The sequence below is a fragment of the Pseudarthrobacter oxydans genome, from assembly GCF_013314975.1.
Lineage (GTDB): Bacteria > Actinomycetota > Actinomycetes > Actinomycetales > Micrococcaceae > Arthrobacter > Arthrobacter oxydans.
Genome location: NZ_JABTYH010000018.1, coordinates 44,513 through 61,632, shown reverse-complemented (window position 1 = coordinate 61,632; position 17,120 = coordinate 44,513). Strand labels below are relative to the sequence as shown.

Below are 17,120 nucleotides of genomic sequence, written 5' to 3'. Positions count from 1 at the left end.
ACACCGACGGCGACACGGGCACCTGCCGCGTGCCGCCGTCGTCGTTCTGCCGGTAGGAGCGCCGCGGGGGCTATCCCGCCGTGGCAGGCTCCAGTTGCCCGGAAGAATCCTGGTCGGTGGTTTCCGCGAGGTGCGGCACGAACCGGACGAACATGGCTTTGAAGCCGGGGGTGTTGGATTCGCGGGCCACGTTTTCCTTGTGGACCAGGGCGTTGGCTTCGGGGAAGTACGCGGCGGCACAACCCTTGGCGGTGGGGTAGGCGATCAGGCGGAACTTGTCGGCCTGCCGGTCGTGGCCGCGGAAGGTGCTGACCACGTCCACCAGGTCCCGGTCCTTGAAGCCCAGCTCCACCAGGTCCTCGGGGTGCACCAGGATCACCCGGCGGCCGCTGGAGATGCCACGGTAGCGGTCGTCCTGGCCGTAGAAGGTGGTGTTGTACTGGTCGTGGCTGCGGATGGTCTGGAGCACCAGGTGCCCGTCGGGCGGGGTGAGGTATTCCAGCGGGCTCACGGTGAACCGGCCCCGGCCGATGTCGGTTTTGAAGGACCGGGTATCGCGCGGCGGGTTGGGCAGGACGAACCCGTTCTTGGTCCGGATCCTGGCGTTGAAGTCTTCGAAGCCGGGCAGCACGCGGGCGATGTGGTCGCGGATCACGTCGTAGTCCTCGGCCATGGCTTTCCAGTCCACGGGGTGGTCCGGGCCGAACGCGGCCTCGGCCATCCGTGCCACGATGACGGGTTCGGCGAGCAGGTGCTCGGAGACCGGCGTGAGCCTGCCCTGGGTGGAGTGGACCACGGACATCGAGTCCTCCACGGAGAGGAACTGTGCGCCGTTGGGGTGCTTGTCGTCCTTGTCCGTCCGGCCCAGGGTGGGCAGGATCAGCGAGGTGCGCCCGTGGACGATGTGGGAGCGGTTGGGCTTGGTGGAGATGTGCACGGTCAGGCCGATCCGCTGCATGCCGGCTTCCAGGGTCTCGGTGTCGGAGCAGGCCAGGGAGAAGTTGCCGCCCATGGACACAAAAACGTCCACCTCGTTGCGTTCGAACGCCTCCATCGCTTCCACGGCGTCATACCCGTGGTGCCGGGGTGAGGTGATCCCGAACTCGGTGTCCAGCGCCTCCAGCAGCCATTCCTTGGGTTTTTCCCAGATGCCCATGGTGCGGTCGCCCTGGACGTTGGAGTGCCCGCGGACCGGGCAGGCGCCGGCTCCGGGCTTGCCGAAGTTGCCCTGCAGCAGCAGGACGTTGACCATCTCCTTGATGGTGTCCACCGAGTGCGGCTGCTGGGTGACGCCCAGGGCCCAGCAGAAGATGGTGGCCTTGGACTTGATGAGCATCCCGGCAACGGTCTCGATCTGCTCCCGGGTCAGCCCGGTGGCCTTCTCGGTTTCGGCCCAGTCCAGGCTGCCGCGGGCCTCGCGGTAGGCGGCGAACCCGTCTGTCTGCGCCTCGATGAAGGAATGGTCGACGACGGTGCCCGGGTTCCGCTCTTCCTCCGCCAGGAGCAGGTGGCCAAGGGCCTGGAACAGTGCCAGGTCACCGCCGACCTTGATCTGCAGGTATTCGTCGGCAAGCGGCGTGCCGCCGCCCACCACGCCGGAGACGGTCTGCGGGTCCTTGAAGTTGAACAGCCCGGCCTCGGGCAGCGGGTTGACCGCCACCACTTTGCCGCCCTTGTCCTTGCATTCCTTCAGCGCGGACAGCATCCGCGGATGGTTGGTCCCGGGGTTCTGCCCCACCACGAAGATCAGCTCGGAATCATGGATATCGTCCAGGGACACGGTCCCCTTGCCAATCCCGATGGTCGGGTTCAGAGCCGAACCCGAGGACTCGTGGCACATGTTGGAGCAGTCCGGCAGGTTGTTGGTGCCCAAAGCCCGAGCGAACAGCTGGTACATAAACGCCGTCTCGTTCGCGGTGCGCCCGGAGGTGTAGAAAACGCAACGGTCGGCCGTGGTGGCCCGCACATGCTCGCCGATCAGGTCGAAGGCATCACCCCAGGAGATCGGTGAATAGTGGCTCTCGCCTGCCCGGATCACCACGGGTTCACTCAGCCGGCCCTGGTTGCCCAGCCAGTACTCGGTCTTCGTCGAGAGCTCGGCGATCGAATGCCTGGCCCAGAACTCGGCACCGACGGTGCGGAGGGTGTTTTCCTCGGCCACCGCCTTGGCGCCGTTCTCGCAGAACTCGGCGGTCTTGCGCTTCTTGTCCGACTCCGGCCACGCGCAGCCCGGGCAGTCGAAACCGCCCCGCTGGTTCAGCCGCAGCAGCGAGTGCGCCGTGCGGGCCACCCCGGCCTGGGCCACCGCGCGTTCCAGCGCCACCATCACGGCCTTCACGCCTGCCGCCTCGGCCTTGGGCTTATGGACTTCGAGGTTGTCCTCGTCAATGTCCGCAACGGGGGCGGGCTGCTTACCGAACTTCATTGTTCCAACTTCCTTACCGGCATGCGTGGTGTTTGTACTGTGTTGCGTGGGCGCCACGAAGGCGCGGTTGCCGCTGGCGCCGCGAAGGCGCGCCGGGTAATCCCGGCGCGCCCCGCGCGATGCTCAGCTCGACGGCTACTGCGAAACCTTCGCCAGCGTTTCCGTTTCGGCCGCGATGGTGGTGTTGTCCCCGTGGCCGGTGCGGACCACAGTCCCGGGCGGGAGGGTGAGCAGGCGTTCCCGGATGGAGGCCAGGATGGTGGGGTAGTCGCTGTAGGACCGTCCTGTGGCACCCGGGCCGCCGTTGAACATCGTGTCTCCGGTGAAGACCGTTCCTTCGCTTTCCAGGTAGAAGCAGGTGGAGCCCGGGGAATGGCCGGGGGTGTGGATGGCCTTCAGTGTTGCACCGCCCACTTCGAACACGTCGCCGTCGGCCAGTTCCCGGTCCGGGTGCGCGTCCGGGTACACCTGTTCCCAGAGGACCAGGTCCTCGGGGTTCAGGTAGATCGGGGCGCCCACGGCGTCGGCAACCTCGCGGGCAGCACCGATGTGGTCGTTGTGCGCATGCGTGAGCAGGATGGCCTTGACCTTCCGGCTGCGGACCTGGTTGATGATCGCGGCGGCGTCGTGCGGGGAGTCGATGATCACGCACTCCTCGTCATTGCCTACGATCCAGACGTTGTTGTCCACGTCCCAGGTGCCGCCGTCGAGCGAAAATGTCCCCGAGGTGACCAGGTTCTCGATGGCGACCATTAGAGCTCCACCACCGAACGCAGGACCTTGCCCTCGTGCATCTTGTCGAAGGCTTCCTCCACCTGGTCGATGGTGATCCGTTCGGTCACGAACGCGTCCAGGTCCAGGTTGCCCTGCTTGTAGTGCGCCACCAGCATGGGGAAGTCGCGGGAGGGCAGGCAGTCGCCGTACCAGGAGGACTTGAGCGAGCCGCCGCGGCCGAAGACGTCCAGCAGCGGCAGTTCAAGCTGCATGGCCGGCGTCGGGACGCCCACCAGGACCACGCGTCCGGCGAGGTCGCGGGCGTAGAACGCCTGCTTGTACGTTTCAGGACGGCCGACGGCGTCAATCACCACGTCCGCCCCGTTGCCTCCGGTGAGGGCGCGGATGGCCTCGACGGGGTCCTCTTTGCTGGAGTCGATGCCGTGCGTGGCGCCGAGGGATGTGGCCATGTCCACCTTGTTGGCGTCGATGTCCACGGCGATGATCGTGGTGGCGCCGGCGAGCTTGGCGCCGGCGATCGCGGCGATGCCCACACCGCCGCAGCCGATCACCGCCACGGACTCGCCGCGCTTGACCTCACCGGTGTTGATGGCGGCGCCGATGCCGGCCATGATGCCGCAGCCCAGCAGGCCGACGGCGGCCGCATCAGCCTCGGGATCCACCTTGGTGCACTGTCCCGCAGCGACGAGGGTTTTTTCGGCGAAGGCCCCGATCCCCAGTGCGGGGGAGAGCTCCGTGCCGTCCTCCAGGGTCATCTTCCGGGTGGCGTTGGCGGTGTTGAAACAGTACTGGGGCTGTCCCTTGGCGCACGCGCGGCATTCACCGCACACGGCGCGCCAGTTCAGGATGACGCGGTCGCCGGGGGCGACGGAGGTAACGCCGTCACCCACAGCGCTGACCACACCGGTGGCTTCATGGCCCAGCAGGAAGGGGAAATCGTCGTTGATGGCGCCCTGCTTGTAGTGCAGGTCCGTGTGGCAGACACCGCACGTCAGGATGTCCACCAGGGCCTCGCCCGGGCCCGGATCCGGCACCAGGATGGTCTCCACTGACACCGGAGCGTTCTTTTCCTTGGCGATGACTGCCTTGACTTTATGAACCATGATTCCTGTGTTCCTTTCGTTGGCCGGACAAAGATCCCGGCCCGACTCCCAAGTCTAGAAGCTGCGACGCTTCCGGACGGCTACCCAAAGGGACGGGTGGCAGGCACCCGAACGGGTGGTCGTGCCTCCCCGACCCTCCGTCCGGGCCTCCCCAATTGCGTAATGCACAACACGGTGCGTATAGCGCTTACTCGAAATATGTCAGTCGCCGTAGTGGGTGTCAATAGAACCGCGCGGTTGGACCTGCCTGGGCGCCGGGCGGGCGAGGTTAGTGCGCAAGCTTTCCGCAACTCTATTGCATTCAAAGCAACTCTTGGGGTTTCAATCTCCCCAGCCCATAAGTGTGGCCCAAGTGCTGGGGTTGATTTGGCGCTCCTCAAATTGGCCTTTTCCGGAACTGTAATTCGCCGCCTCGAAACCATTGACTGTGGCGGCCATCACGCCTTAGTCTGTTGCAACAGCGTTGCGCTGAATGCAACCACAACACTTTGGTGGACATATGAGTAACGAAACTTCCTCCCCGGGCAGCATCGTGAGCGACCCGCGTCCCGCACCTGCCGACAGTGCCGTCAGCAAGGAAACGCGGCGCCGGGTCATCGCTGCCAGCTTCATCGGCAACTTCGTTGAATGGTTCGACTACGCCGTCTACGGCTACCTGGCCGTCACTATCGCAACGGTCTTCTTCCCGGAATCCGATCCGCAGACCGGGCTGCTGCTGACCTTCGCCCTTTTTGCCATCTCCTTCCTGGTGCGCCCGCTCGGCGGCTTCGTCTGGGGCCACATCGGCGACAGGGTGGGACGGCGGACAGCACTCTCCCTCTCCATCCTCATCATGTCCGGAGCCACGTTCTGCATAGCGCTGATTCCGGGCTACGACACCATCGGCATCTGGGCGCCCGTCCTGCTCCTGATCATCAGGGTGGTCCAGGGCTTCTCTGCCTCCGGTGAATACGCGGGTGCCTCGGCCTTCCTGGTGGAGTACGCCCCAGCCAACCGGCGTGGCCTGTACGCCGCAGTCGTCCCCGCGAGCACCGCCGCCGGCCTGCTCCTGGGCTCACTCATGGCCGGCCTGCTGACCACCCTTCTCTCCACCGAGGCGATGCAGAGCTGGGGCTGGCGGCTGCCTTTCCTGCTGGCAGCCCCCATGGGCCTGATCGGCCGGTACATCCGGACCAAGCTTGAGGACACCCCCGTATTCCGTGAACTGGCCGCCGAGGACCACGCCGTCAAGGCCCCTGTCTCCAGCCTCTTCCGCAACCACTGGCGGCAGCTGCTGCAGGCCGTCGGCGCCGTGCTGCTCAACGCCGTCGGCTTCTACGTGATCCTCAGCTACATGCCCACCTACCTGTCCTCGGAACTGGGCCTGGGCGAAACCGAATCATTCCTTGCCACCACCATCGCGCTGATCACCTACATCGGCTTCATCTTCCTCACCGGCATGCTCTCGGACCGGTACGGGCGCAAGAAGGTGCTGATCAGCGCATCGGTTGCCTTCATTGTCCTGACCGTCCCCGCCTTCGCACTGCTCGGCACCGGCAACTTCCTGGTCATCGTCCTGGTCCAGATCCTGCTGGGCGCCATGCTCACCCTCAACGACGGCACACTCCCCAGCTTCCTGGCGGAAATGTTCCCCACCCGGGTGCGCTACAGCGGCTTTGCGGTCAGCTTCAACCTCTCCAACGCCCTGTTCGGCGGCACCGCCCCGTTCATGGCGACACTCCTCATCGCCGCAACCGCAAGCGACCTGGCTCCGGCCTGGTACCTGGTGGCTGCCGCCGTCGTCTCCCTCATTGCCGTGTCGCTCTCCAGGGAAACCTGCAAAGAGCCCCTGCGGCACGAATAGCTTCCCCCCCACACCAAAACCAACTGCACCTCAACAAATGCACGAGAGAAAGGCATCGCCACGATGACCATCACCACCGAAAACGCCACCACTGTCGCCGAACTCGAGCGCACCAAGATCCTCAAGAACGGCGAGAAGGTGAGCCTCACGTTCTCCGACACCGAGTTTGAGCGCCGCCTGGCCGGCCTGCGCCGCATCATGGCCGAGAAGGACCTGGACGCCGTCGTCCTCACCAGCTACCACTCCATCAAGTACTACTCAGACTTCCTCTTCACCACCTTCGGCCGCTCCTACGGCATGGTGGTCACCAAGGATGACACCGTCACCGTCACCGCCAATATCGACGCCGGAATGCCCTGGCGCCGCAGCTACGGCGACAACATCGTCTACACGGACTGGCGCCGCGACAACTACATCTTCGCCATCCAGGAAGTCCTGCGGACCCGCGGCATCAACCCGCGCCGCCTCGGCGTCGAGGACGACTCGCTGCCGCTGGACAACCGGAACAAGATCCAGGCGGCCTTCCCGTCCGCCACCCTGGTGGACGTGGCCCAGGCCGCCATGCGCCAGCGCATGATCAAGTCCGCCGAGGAAATCGAGGTCATCAAGCACGGCGCACGCATCGGCGACCTCGGCGGCGAAGCTATCCGCAACGCCATCACCGCCGGGATCACCGAGTACGAGGTTGCCCTGATCGGCACCGAGGCCATGGTCCATGAAATCGCCAGGACCTTCCCCGACTCCGAAATCCGCGACACCTGGGTGTGGTTCCAGTCCGGCATCAACACCGACGGCGCCCACAACTGGGCCACCACCCGCAAGATCCAGGAACACGACATCCTGTCCCTGAACTGCTTCCCCATGACCTCGGGCTACTACACGGCGCTGGAGCGCACCCTGTTCTACGGTGAACCGGATGCCCGCTCACTGGAGCTGTGGAACATCAACGTGGAAGTCCACAAGCGCGGCCTGGAACTCATCAAGCCCGGCGCCGTCTGCAAGGACATCGCCGCCGAGCTCAACGAGATCTACGTGGGCTACGGGCTCCTGGCCAACCGCACCTTCGGCTACGGCCACTCGTTCGGCGTCCTGAGCCACTACTACGGCCGCGAAGCCGGACTCGAGCTCCGCGAGGACATCGACACGGTGCTGGAACCGGGCATGGTGGTCTCCATGGAACCGATGATCACCGTCCTCGAGGGCCAGCCGGGTGCCGGCGGGTACCGCGAGCACGACATCCTGGTGGTGGGCGAGGACGGCGCGGAGAACATCACCAAGTTCCCGTTCGGACCCGAGTACAACATCATCGGCGCCTAACGTCCCCAACGGGCTCCACCAGGCCCGGCGAACACCCGGAAGCGGCGTCATCCCCATGGCGCCGCTTCCGGCCCTCCCTTAGGGAATGATGGGTAACACCATGAGTGCAACAGAATCCGAGACCACAGGCAACGGCGACAGCAAGGGCGCTTCCGTCATCGTCAACGCGATTGCGGTCCTCCGGACATTCTCGGCGGACGAGCCCCTGCTTGGCGTCACCGAGATCGCCAACCGCGTGGGGCTGCACAAGAGCACGGTCTCTCGGATCCTGGCAACCTTCGAGCAGGAGCACCTGGTGGAGCGGGACGCCGAAACGCGGCGGTTCCGGCTCGGGCTGGGGCTGATTGCCGTGGCCGGGCCGCTCCTCGCCGAGCTTGAGGAGCGCCGCGTTGCCTATCCCGTACTCCGCGAGCTCTCGGAGCAGACCGGCGAAACAAGCGCACTGATGGTGTGGAGCGGCGATGAATCCATCTGCGTGGAGCAGATTGCCAGCCACCACCAGATTAAGCACACCACCCCGCTGGGGGCACGGTACAACGACGCCCTCAGCGCCTCGGTGCAGGTCTTCCTGGCCCAAGAACCTGAACCCCGGGTCCGGTCCCTGCTCAGCAGCGGGGCCATCAGCTACCCGGGCCTGGATGACTCCAGCCTGGACGCCTACCTGGTCCGGCTCAAGGACGACATCCGGCGCGGCTGGGCCGTCAACTACGGCGAAACCTCCATTGATGAGGTGGGGCTGGCGGCACCCGTCTTCGACCACCGGGGCGAGGTGGTGGCGGCCGTCCTGATCCCCGCACCCCGGTTCCGGGTGTCCCAAGACAGGCTGCAGGCGTTGGGGGAGGCCTGCGCCGGCGCCGCAGCGAAGGTCACCGCCCGGCTGGGCGGAAGGTCCCGGCGGGCCGGCCCTGAAGCGGCCAAAGACACCAAGTGATCCGGGCCTGGCTGTACCGGCTGGCCAGCGCCTCCGGAGAGCGGGGCTGATCCGTCAGGCACGTTCTACCGGGAGCCACAATTCGCAGCTTGCTGTGCTGAAGTCGGCGCTGCGATCCAGGACTGCCACCATCGAGGGGCCCGGGCGCAGCCGCCACGGGTTCGACGGGAACCAGTCGGTGGCTGTGGATGCCCAGGTGGATTGCAGAACCGCAGGGTACGCCCCTTCGGCGCGGAAGACCGCCCACGTGCCCGCGGGGACCTCGATCGCGTCGAGATCCCCGGGCGCCGGCGTCGTTGGGGTTACGGCCACGCCATGGAGGTACGTGAGCTCGCTGCCCTCCGTGTAGTCCGGGTCGACGTCGGCGCTCACCTGGAGCAGGCCCCTGGGGTCGGTGTTGCCCAGTGCTTTGAGCCGGTCGTGCTCTGCTGCCGGCAGTGAGGCGATGTGCGCCTGGATGTGCGGGTTTGGACCGTGGTGGATAAGGGGTACACGGGCCGGATGGCCGATGAGCCGGAATGCCGGCCGGTCTGCGATGCGGGTGTCCATCGGGGTGTTCCCTTCTACGGTCAGGCGGAACCTGAGCTGCGGTTGCGTGCGAAGGGGCCCGCCGTCCCGGCGCACGTCGCCGGGTCCGGCGCCGTGAACTGACCGGAATGCCCGGCTGAAAGCTTCGGTAGAGCCGTAGCCATACCGCACAGCGATTGCCAGCAGCTCGCCGCCGTCGAGGACCTCCGTTGCCGCCACCGTCATGCGGCGCCTTCGGACGTACTCGGAGAGCGGCATGCCGGCCAGTGATGAGAACATGCGGCGGAGGTGGTACTCGGTCATGCCGAGGCTGACCGCCAGGTCATCAACGGCGATCTCCTCGGTGAGGTGACCGTCGATGTAATCGACGAGTTGGTTGAGCGCCGAGATCACGGTTCCCCCTTCACCTACAAGCCTGCGCGCATGTGCCACCCCGCACCCAACTATTGCGGTTCGATTCGATCGCGTTCACCCGGAGCGCAGTAAACCGGTCCCCACGGGTTTTCCGGCCCATACCTCAACGTAGACTGGCAGGATGCGGTTGGTAGCAAGCGATATAGACGGAACGATTCTCGGCCACGATGGCAAAATCAGCGACCGCACCGTCCGGGCCTTCCACGCCTGCCGGGACGCCGGCGTCGAACTCGTTTTCGTCACCGGGCGCCCGCCGCGCTGGCTGCACCCCCTGCAGGACCAGCTCGGCCACACCGGCACCGTCATCTGCTCCAACGGCGCCGTCGTCTGGGACCTTGAGGCGGACAAGCTCGTTTCCGCCCGGACGCTGACCCTCGACGCCGTCCTGGAAGTCCGCCGCGTCATCAAACGGCTGCGTCCCGCCGCGCTGTTCGCCGCCGAAACGCTCGGGGGGTTCCACCTCGAACCCGGCTTCATCGAAAACGGCTCCAGTGAGCTGCTCTCCGAATTCACGCCGGCGCCGCTGGCCGAAACGCTGGCAGCGGACGACGCCGTGGTGAAGTTCCTGGCCATCGTCCGCGAAGGCACGGCCGACGACTTCCTCGCCGAGGTGGCCCCCGCCGTCGAACATCTTGCCTCTGCAACGCATTCCTCGCCGGGGGTGTCGATGCTCGAGCTCGCCCTGCCCGGGGTCAACAAAGCCGTCACCCTCGCCGAATACGCCGCCGCCCTGGGCATCGGCGCCGAGGACGTGGTGGCGTTCGGGGACATGCCCAACGACATCGAGATGCTCCGCTGGGCCGGGCACGGCTACGCCATGGCCAGCGGGCACCCGGAGGCGATCCGCGCGGCCGGGCAGCAGGCGCCCCATTTTGACGACGACGGCGTGGCCCAGGTTCTGGAGTCCCGGCTGGCCTCGCTGGGCGTACAGATTTCCTGATTCCGGGCCGGACTTCCTCCCCGGCCCGCCGGACGCAGCGCCGTTTTCACAGCTGGCGCTCACCTCGCGTTCACCTTCGCTCCCTAACCTTGGGGATGGAGGGCCCAACCCCTCCATCCCGGCTCCGGGTAACAGGCTCAAGGGGTAACAATGGCAAGAAAAACGAAGCTTGGAACCGCCGACGCGCTGCCGCGCCAGGCAACGCCCGCACCGCACTGGAAGAAACTCGCTGCGGGTGACCGCGTCCGCGTGCTCCTCGCCCCGGGATTCGAGGCCGGCGGCCTGGTCGACGCAGTCACTGCCGACCACTCCGCGGTGTGGATCGATTTCGACGGCGGCCGCGGCCGGACGCTGCTGCACTGCAGCGACGGTGTGGACATCGTCCTCCAGGAAGACGCAGCCGCCTACGAGGACTGACGCTGCCTGGCCGGGCAGCCGGCGCTCCAGGAGTACGCTCGCAGTGTGACGCTCCCGTTCTTCGACCATGCCGCCGCGGACGGGTCCCCGATACCCATCGCGATGGCGCATCGCGGCTTTTCCCGGGACGGCCTGGAAAACTCCATGGCCGCGTTCCGCGCCGCCGTCGACCTCGGCTACCGTTACCTTGAGACGGACGTCCACACCACAGCCGACGGCGTGGTGCTCCTCTTCCACGACGAAACGCTGGACCGGGTCACCGACGGCAGCGGCCGGGTGTCCGAGCTCCCCGCCCATGAGGTAGCCAAGGCGCGGATCGGCGGGCGTGAGCCCATCCCGCGGTGGGACGAGCTGCTTGCGGAGTTGCCCGGGGTCCGGCTCAACGTGGACGTCAAGGACTGGAACTCGGTCCGCAGCATCGCAGCCGCAATCGAAGAGCACCAGGTGCACCACAGGGTACTGCTGACCAGCTTCTCGGACCGCCGGCGGCGGGCGGTGCTGAAGCTGCTGAGCCAGCCCGTGGCGGCTTCGGCAGGTGTTGTGTCCGTGGGTTTGTTCACTGTGCTGGGCCGCCTGCTTCCCGGGCCGGTCTTCAGGTGGAGCATGCGCTGGAACCTTCGCGGAGTCCACGCCCTGCAGGTGCCGGTGGGCTATGGCCCGGTGCACGTGGTGACGCCGGGCTTTGTCCGGCGCGCGCACTCCCTGGGCCTCGTGGTGCATGCCTGGACCATCAACGACCCGGACGAGATGCGCCGGCTCCTGGAGCTGGGCGTGGACGGACTGGTCACGGACCGCGCGGACCTGCTCCGGGAAGTGCTGCGTGAACGCGGGGAATGGCCGCACGGCTGACTGCGCCGGCAGCCCTGTCCGGGCAGCATTGCCCCGGACCCCCGCTGGCCTCGGGCCGGCCGCGGGCCGTGCCGCTACCCGCCGGACTGTGCTGCTAGCCGCGGCCAGTGCTGGTGGACGGGTCCTGGTCGCCTTCTGAAGGGTCGGCCCGCAGCTCGTCCGGGTTGGGCTCCGGAAGGCCGCCCGGCCCGGGGACGGCGCGTTGGGACGCAGGCGATCCGCCCGCCGGTGCAGCCGCTTCATCCGCCGGTGCGGACGCACTGCCAGCCGGCCCGCCGTCGTCGTCCGACTCATCCGGCTCCAGGTCCCCGCCAAAGGGGGATTCCGAGGCCGGGGCCGGAGCCGCTCCGGCATTGGGCCCCGGGACCTTTTGCTTCTCCGCCTCCAGGGCGTTGGAGCCTTCGCTGATGGAGGAGTGGACCTCCACGTCATCGTTCGGGTCCGTGGGCTCGGGAACATGCGCTGTCTCAGTGGGCTTTGATGTCCCTGCCAGATCCTCTATGGCGTTCTCTGCTGCCTTGCCGATGCTGTCGCCGATACCCATGTGACTGCTCCTTCCGACCTTGCGTGCCGGGCACCCCAGCGGATGCCCGGAGCATTACCCCTCCAGAATTATCAGCATGCTTACAATTAGTCCAGAGCCGGGGCAAGGAACCGCGGCCCGGCAGGAAGGACGCAAGCACCATGAGCAGCTACCATCCCGAAAACGATCCCGCTAACCCGGACCAGCCGGGCAAGACCCCGCCGGGCGGCACCGGGCAAGGCGGGAAGGACTCTGCCGACTCGTCGAATCCTGATCCCGCTGAAGGCAACATCACGGGGCTGGAACCGGGCGGGGGAGTGCCTCCGGGCGAGACTCCGCCTGCGGAAGACCAGATGAGCGGCGACCAGGGCCACAGCGAATAGCACCCGCGGCAGGGGCCCTCCGGACGCCGTCCCGAGGGCCCCTGCGCCGCCGCCGGCCGGGTCAGTGCTGTTCGCTGGCGACCGAAGCCTCCCCGGCCTGCTCGCGTCCGGCAAAGTGGCGGTTGAGCCCGTCCAGGTCCAGGCGGCCGTTCCAGCTGGCCCAGTCCTTGGGCCGGACAGAGGGCCGGCCCAGCAGGTAGCCCTGCCCGGCGCTGATTCCGAGTTCGGTGAGGACCTTGAGTTCCCCCACGGTCTCCACCCCCTCAGCCACAAGCGTGGTGCCGATCTGTTCCGCGAAATCCACCAGGCAGGCGGCCAGGGCACGCTGGATGCCGTCCTTGTCCACATCGCCAATGACATTCCGGCCCAGCTTCAGGAAGTCCGGCCGCAGGTGCACCATCCGGCTCAGCGCCCCCGCCCCTGAATGGGTGTCGTCCACGGCGATCCTCAGTCCCCTGTCACGCAGCGGATTGATGGCGGAAATGAACTGCGGGTATTCCTCGTCCTTGACGGTCTCCGTCATTTCGAGCACCACACGGTTGATGGGGAGATCGATGTGGTCAAACAATTCAGGCAGCCGGGGATCCAGACAGGAAGCGGGCGAAATGTTAAGGGATACGAACAGGTTCCCGGGAAGCGACTTCGCCGCAGCGGCAGCGGATCCCAGCGCGGCGAATTCCAGGTTCGCGCCCAGGCCGACGGCGGCGGCCTCGGCAAACCACAGTTCCGCGGCGGCACCGTCATCGCTGACGAACCGGGATAATGCCTCGACTCCCACCACGCTCTTTTCCTCCAGCCCGTAGATGGGCTGGAAGGCGGTCATCAGCATCTGGCTTTCGAGCAGCGCGCTGATGCGTGACATGCTGCGGATCGCGTCGATTTGCTCCGCCACTTTCGGCGGGACCGCGGGGGTGAGCCGCATTTCCCGCGCGCTCTCCAGCGTTTCCGCGGTGTTGGCATCGCTGCGCCGCGTATCGAGGAGATATTCGAGCAGCGCCCGTTCCGGCACTCCCGGATTCTCATCCAGGCTGTTGCTCAACCGCTGCCGGACAGCCGCTCCGGACGGATCAGTATCCGCCAGCACAGCGGCAATAATTCCCCATGCCTGTATTCGAACCGACATTAGCTACGCCCCCAGTTGACGAAGTAATGACCCATTGGCCCCGATGTTGTTCAATTTCCAAACGCCTTTAAAATTCGGTGTCCATGCTGAAACCTGATTTTCGCGGCGACGAAAACCCAGACACCGCACGATGATCGTATATCGCGGGAAACAAAAGCGCAGTACTTTACCCTTGCCGGGCTGCGCTTTCCGCCTGGCCCGCCAATAATGCCGGAATTTGTTCAGGCGGGACCGGCCTGCTGAAGAAATAGCCCTGGGCGCTGAGGCAGCCCAGGCCGCGCAGCAACTCGGCCTGCTCTGCCGTTTCCACACCTTCCCACACGGCTTCCAGCCCACAGGCCCTGATGAGCTGCAGGACCGCTGACACCAGTGCCGGCTGGGTGGGGTCGCTTCCCAGGCCGGTGATGAGGGACCGGTCTACTTTGACCCGGTCCACCGGCAGCCGGCGCAAATAACTGATGGACGAGTACCCGGTGCCGAAATCGTCGATCTCGATGCCGACGCCCAGGCCCCGCAGCCCGCCCAGCGAGTAGCGGTCCAGCTCGTTCCCTTTGACGATTGCCACTTCCGTCAGCTCCAGGACCACCTGTTCGGGCCTGACGCCGGTTTCCTTCAGGACGTTCCTGACGTCCTCGATGAACTGCAGGCTCTGCAGGTCTGTGGCCGAGATATTGATCCGGACGGAGAACCGGCTGTCCACCAGGGACGCGTTGATCCATTCGCGGAGCTGGTGCACCGCGGCCCGGAGCACCCACAGTCCCAGCTCGGAGATCAGCCCGGCCTCTTCGGCGAGGGGAATGAACTCGTCGGGCATGATGAAGCCGCGTGTCGGGTGGTTCCAGCGGACCAGGGCCTCCACGCCTTCGATCCGCCCGGTGGCCAGCTCCACCACGGGCTGGTAGTAGAGCGTGAGGCCGCCGTCCTTGAGGGTGGCACGCAGGTCCTCCACCAGCTGGCTGCGGAGCCTGCGGACCAGCAGGAGCCCGGGTTCAAAGCGGTGCAGCCGGTTCTGGCCTTCAGCCTTGGAGGCGTACATGGCGACGTCGGCCTCCATCAGCATGTCCTCCGGGGTCTTGCCGGCGCCGCCGGCGCTGAGTCCGATGCTCGCACCGCAGCGCACGCTGCGGCCGGGCAGCTCCACCGGCTGGCCCAGGGCCGCCAGGATGCGGTGCCCCACGATGCCTGCCTGGTCCGGGGACGCCGCGGGCAGGACGATGGCGAACTCGTCACCGCCCAGGCGGGCAACGACGTCGGACTCACGGACCGCGCTGCGGATCCTTTCGCCCACGGTCACCAGGACGTGGTCGCCGGCGGTGTGGCCCAGGCTGTCGTTGATGGACTTGAAGGCGTCCAGGTCCATCAGCAGGAGGGCCGGGCCCTCCCCGGAAGGGGACGCGGCGTCCGCCTCCAGCGCATCCTTGAGTGCGTCGATCAGGGCGGAACGGTTTGCCAGGCCCGTGAGCGGGTCCTGCATGGCCATCTTCTGCATTTCCAGGTGGGCCTCGTGGAGGAGCTGGGTGCGCACCTGCACGCGCTGCTCGAGCTCCTCATAGATGATCTGCAGGTCCTCGGCCAGCAGGTTGGTGCCCATGATGATCGCGTCGAGCTCGTCGCGCGCAGGGGACACCTCGATCCGGGAGGTGAGGTCGCCGGACGCCAGCCGCACAATGCCTTCCAGCAGCTGGGAGAGCCGCGGGTCGTTATCCGCAAACATCGTGTTCCTGCATTGTGCTCAGTTTTCCTGGCTGCGGGTATCAAGGGGCAGGCTGACGGTGACGGTGGTGCCGCTGCCCAGGGTGGACGACACGTCGATCCGGCCGCCGTGGCGGGACACGATGTCCTTGGTGATCGCCAGCCCCAGGCCGGTCCCGGGAATGGCTCCGGTCATGGCGTTGGAGGCCCGGTAGAACCGCGTGAAGACGTGGTCGATCTCGTCGCTCGAAATGCCGATGCCGGTGTCCGCGACGCTGACGGTGGCCCAGCGGGAGCCGTCCGAGGCCGCGTGCGACTCGCTGCCCACCTCAATCCGCCCACCGCTCGGGGTGAACTTGATGGCGTTGGAAACCAGGTTGGTGAAGACCTGCTGCAGCTGCACCTCATCGGCGAGGATCTCCGGATCCTCCGGGACCGGGTCCACGGCGATGGTGACGTTTTGCTGCGTGGCCAGGGGCCGAAGTGCCGCCGCGACCAGGTCCAGGGTGTGTCCCAGCCGTACGGGAGTGAGGTGCATCAGGCTGTCGTCAAGGCCATTGCGGGAGACGCTCAGCATGTCCTCGATCAGGATCCGGAGCCGCTCCGTGTTCCGGACCACGATGTCCAGCATCTGGTGGACCTCGGGGGAGACAGGCTGTTCGGTGCTCTCCTGGATCATGTCCAGGTACGCCATGATGGACGTCAGCGGCGTCCGCAGCTCATGGTTCACCGTGGCCAGGAAGTCGGTTTTGGCCTTATCGAGCTGCTGCAGCTGCTTCACCACCTGCTGCTGGCTGCTGATCAGGTGGCTCTGGATGAGTCCGTGCGCCGCATTGCCGGCCACGTGCTGCAAGAGCCCGAGCTCGGTGCCGGACCATGTCCGCGGCCCGTCAAGCATCGCGATCCAGATGATGCCCAGCGATGAGCTTCCCTCGCCCATGGGCACCGCCAGCGAGGAGACCGCGTTGGCGATCCCCGGTGCAGGGGCGTCTCCCGCCGCAGGCTCCTCCGTCCCGGCGGTGGACATTGTCTCGGCGCCGGCCCACAGCCGGTCCGCCGTCTGCCGCGAGTACTGTTCATCCGGAAGCGCCTGTTCCGGGAGGGGTTCCAGCCCCGGCCTGTTCCATGCGGCCTGGATGCGGGGAACCCGGCTGTCCTCGAAGGTGGCCAGCCAGACGTGGTCGGCCTTGAACGTCCGGCCGAAGCCGGCCACCACGAGGCGGGCTATTTCCTCCGGATCGTTTGTTGCCCGGACAGCGGCGGATACTTCCCGGAGCTGTTCGCGGAGGGCTTCGGTTTCCTGCCGTGCGGCCTTGCGGCGTGCCACCTGGTCGATCAGTGCGGTGGCCCGGTGGACCAGTTCCCGGGGCGGCGGCGGCTTGGCGATGCAGTCGTGGATGCCGGCGGGACTCATGGCTGCGAGCTCAGCCGGATTGTACAGGTCCACCACCACCAGGACCGGCGCGGCCGTTTCCACGGCGGAGAGCGAGGCGTCGACAACCACCACGGAGGGCTGGCCTGAATCCACTGCAGCGGTGAGTTCGTCAGCGTTCCCCGCGCACAGGACGCTGTAGCCGGCGTCCCGCAACGTCCGGGCGTAAAATTCCAGCCGCCCGCCGTCGGGATCTGCCACGACGGCGGTGCGCGGCGCACGCAGGTCACTCGGCGATTCAGCCGCCACAGTGCCCCCTTCCCTCCCAGTTGAGTACATTGTATGGCGACGCCGGACGGGCGGCTCAGTGAAAGCCGCACGTTAAGTGGGAGGTGGGCTTTCCCCGGCCCCGCGCGGGCGGGTAAGTGCCGGAATCGCGGACATGCGGCCTGCAACATTCCGGCAGGTCGCGTCCGGGAGTGGCGGGGCACCTATATTTGTTTCCGTGTCCTCCCCAGCGAAGTC

15 protein-coding genes are annotated in these 17,120 nt (G+C 66.6%); 7 read left to right on the top strand and 8 right to left on the bottom strand.

The features are described 5' to 3' along the window. Positions 1 to 70: 70 nt before the first annotated feature. From HTS88_RS13075 to HTS88_RS13065, 3 genes are all read right to left on the bottom strand, one after another. On the bottom strand, positions 71 to 2,425 hold the full coding sequence (locus HTS88_RS13075) for an FdhF/YdeP family oxidoreductase (RefSeq protein WP_174179023.1): 2,355 nt from the start codon (positions 2,423 to 2,425) through the stop codon (positions 71 to 73). A gap of 135 nt (positions 2,426 to 2,560) precedes the next feature. Further along, positions 2,561 to 3,178 carry an MBL fold metallo-hydrolase gene (locus HTS88_RS13070; RefSeq protein ID WP_174179021.1) on the bottom strand — a complete coding sequence of 206 codons (618 nt, stop codon included), beginning with the start codon at positions 3,176 to 3,178 and terminating at the stop codon, positions 2,561 to 2,563. Next, a complete protein-coding gene (locus HTS88_RS13065; RefSeq protein ID WP_174179019.1) occupies positions 3,178 to 4,263 on the bottom strand; it encodes an S-(hydroxymethyl)mycothiol dehydrogenase in 1,086 nt (361 codons plus the stop codon). The genes HTS88_RS13070 and HTS88_RS13065 overlap by 1 nt, the downstream gene beginning before the upstream one ends. 499 nt (positions 4,264 to 4,762) lie before the next feature. Between HTS88_RS13065 and HTS88_RS13060 the strand changes: the two genes are divergently transcribed. From HTS88_RS13060 to HTS88_RS13050, 3 genes are all read left to right on the top strand, one after another. Continuing rightward, the gene (locus HTS88_RS13060) at positions 4,763 to 6,106 is read left to right on the top strand and encodes an MFS transporter (RefSeq protein ID WP_174179017.1); all 1,344 of its coding nucleotides are present in this window, start codon (positions 4,763 to 4,765) and stop codon (positions 6,104 to 6,106) included. A 63-nt stretch (positions 6,107 to 6,169) separates the two neighbouring features. Continuing rightward, positions 6,170 to 7,423: an aminopeptidase P family protein gene (locus tag HTS88_RS13055; RefSeq protein WP_174179015.1), complete on the top strand. Its 1,254-nt coding sequence runs from the start codon at positions 6,170 to 6,172 to the stop codon at positions 7,421 to 7,423. Between the two features lie 100 nt (positions 7,424 to 7,523). Further along, a complete protein-coding gene (locus HTS88_RS13050) occupies positions 7,524 to 8,354 on the top strand; it encodes an IclR family transcriptional regulator (protein WP_174179013.1) in 831 nt (276 codons plus the stop codon). A 54-nt stretch (positions 8,355 to 8,408) separates the two neighbouring features. Here HTS88_RS13050 and HTS88_RS13045 read toward each other — a convergent pair whose 3' ends face one another. Then, positions 8,409 to 9,275 (bottom strand): GyrI-like domain-containing protein, encoded by an 867-nt coding sequence (locus HTS88_RS13045; protein ID WP_174179011.1) that lies wholly within the window; start codon positions 9,273 to 9,275, stop codon positions 8,409 to 8,411. A 142-nt stretch (positions 9,276 to 9,417) separates the two neighbouring features. Between HTS88_RS13045 and HTS88_RS13040 the strand changes: the two genes are divergently transcribed. The 3 genes from HTS88_RS13040 (at position 9,418) to HTS88_RS13030 (ending at position 11,502) form a co-directional block, all read left to right on the top strand. Continuing rightward, positions 9,418 to 10,236: an HAD family hydrolase gene (locus tag HTS88_RS13040; RefSeq protein ID WP_174179010.1), complete on the top strand. Its 819-nt coding sequence runs from the start codon at positions 9,418 to 9,420 to the stop codon at positions 10,234 to 10,236. 150 nt (positions 10,237 to 10,386) lie between these two features. Beyond that, positions 10,387 to 10,653 (top strand): hypothetical protein, encoded by a 267-nt coding sequence (locus tag HTS88_RS13035; protein ID WP_174179008.1) that lies wholly within the window; start codon positions 10,387 to 10,389, stop codon positions 10,651 to 10,653. Positions 10,654 to 10,698: 45 nt separating this feature from the next. Further along, a complete protein-coding gene (locus HTS88_RS13030) occupies positions 10,699 to 11,502 on the top strand; it encodes a glycerophosphodiester phosphodiesterase family protein (RefSeq protein WP_174179006.1) in 804 nt (267 codons plus the stop codon). A gap of 94 nt (positions 11,503 to 11,596) precedes the next feature. Here the strand turns inward: HTS88_RS13030 and HTS88_RS13025 are convergent, their stop codons facing one another. Further along, entirely contained in the window at positions 11,597 to 12,046 is a 450-nt protein-coding gene (locus tag HTS88_RS13025) for a hypothetical protein (RefSeq protein WP_174179004.1), read from the bottom strand. Positions 12,047 to 12,186: 140 nt separating this feature from the next. Here HTS88_RS13025 and HTS88_RS13020 point away from each other — a divergent pair, with 140 nt between their 5' ends. Further along, complete coding sequence (locus HTS88_RS13020) at positions 12,187 to 12,408, top strand: DUF6480 family protein (RefSeq protein WP_174179002.1); 222 nt, start codon at positions 12,187 to 12,189, stop codon at positions 12,406 to 12,408. Between the two features lie 61 nt (positions 12,409 to 12,469). Here the strand turns inward: HTS88_RS13020 and HTS88_RS13015 are convergent, their stop codons facing one another. The 3 genes from HTS88_RS13015 to HTS88_RS13005 all read right to left on the bottom strand — a co-directional run bounded on the left by HTS88_RS13015 (position 12,470) and on the right by HTS88_RS13005 (position 16,904). Then, positions 12,470 to 13,531: an EAL domain-containing protein gene (locus tag HTS88_RS13015; protein ID WP_217432576.1), complete on the bottom strand. Its 1,062-nt coding sequence runs from the start codon at positions 13,529 to 13,531 to the stop codon at positions 12,470 to 12,472. Between the two features lie 166 nt (positions 13,532 to 13,697). Then, positions 13,698 to 15,245 (bottom strand): putative bifunctional diguanylate cyclase/phosphodiesterase, encoded by a 1,548-nt coding sequence (locus HTS88_RS13010; RefSeq protein WP_174179000.1) that lies wholly within the window; start codon positions 15,243 to 15,245, stop codon positions 13,698 to 13,700. An 18-nt stretch (positions 15,246 to 15,263) separates the two neighbouring features. After that, positions 15,264 to 16,904, bottom strand: a complete 1,641-nt coding sequence (locus tag HTS88_RS13005; protein ID WP_343044957.1) for an ATP-binding protein — start codon at positions 16,902 to 16,904, stop codon at positions 15,264 to 15,266. Positions 16,905 to 17,120: the final 216 nt, after the last annotated feature.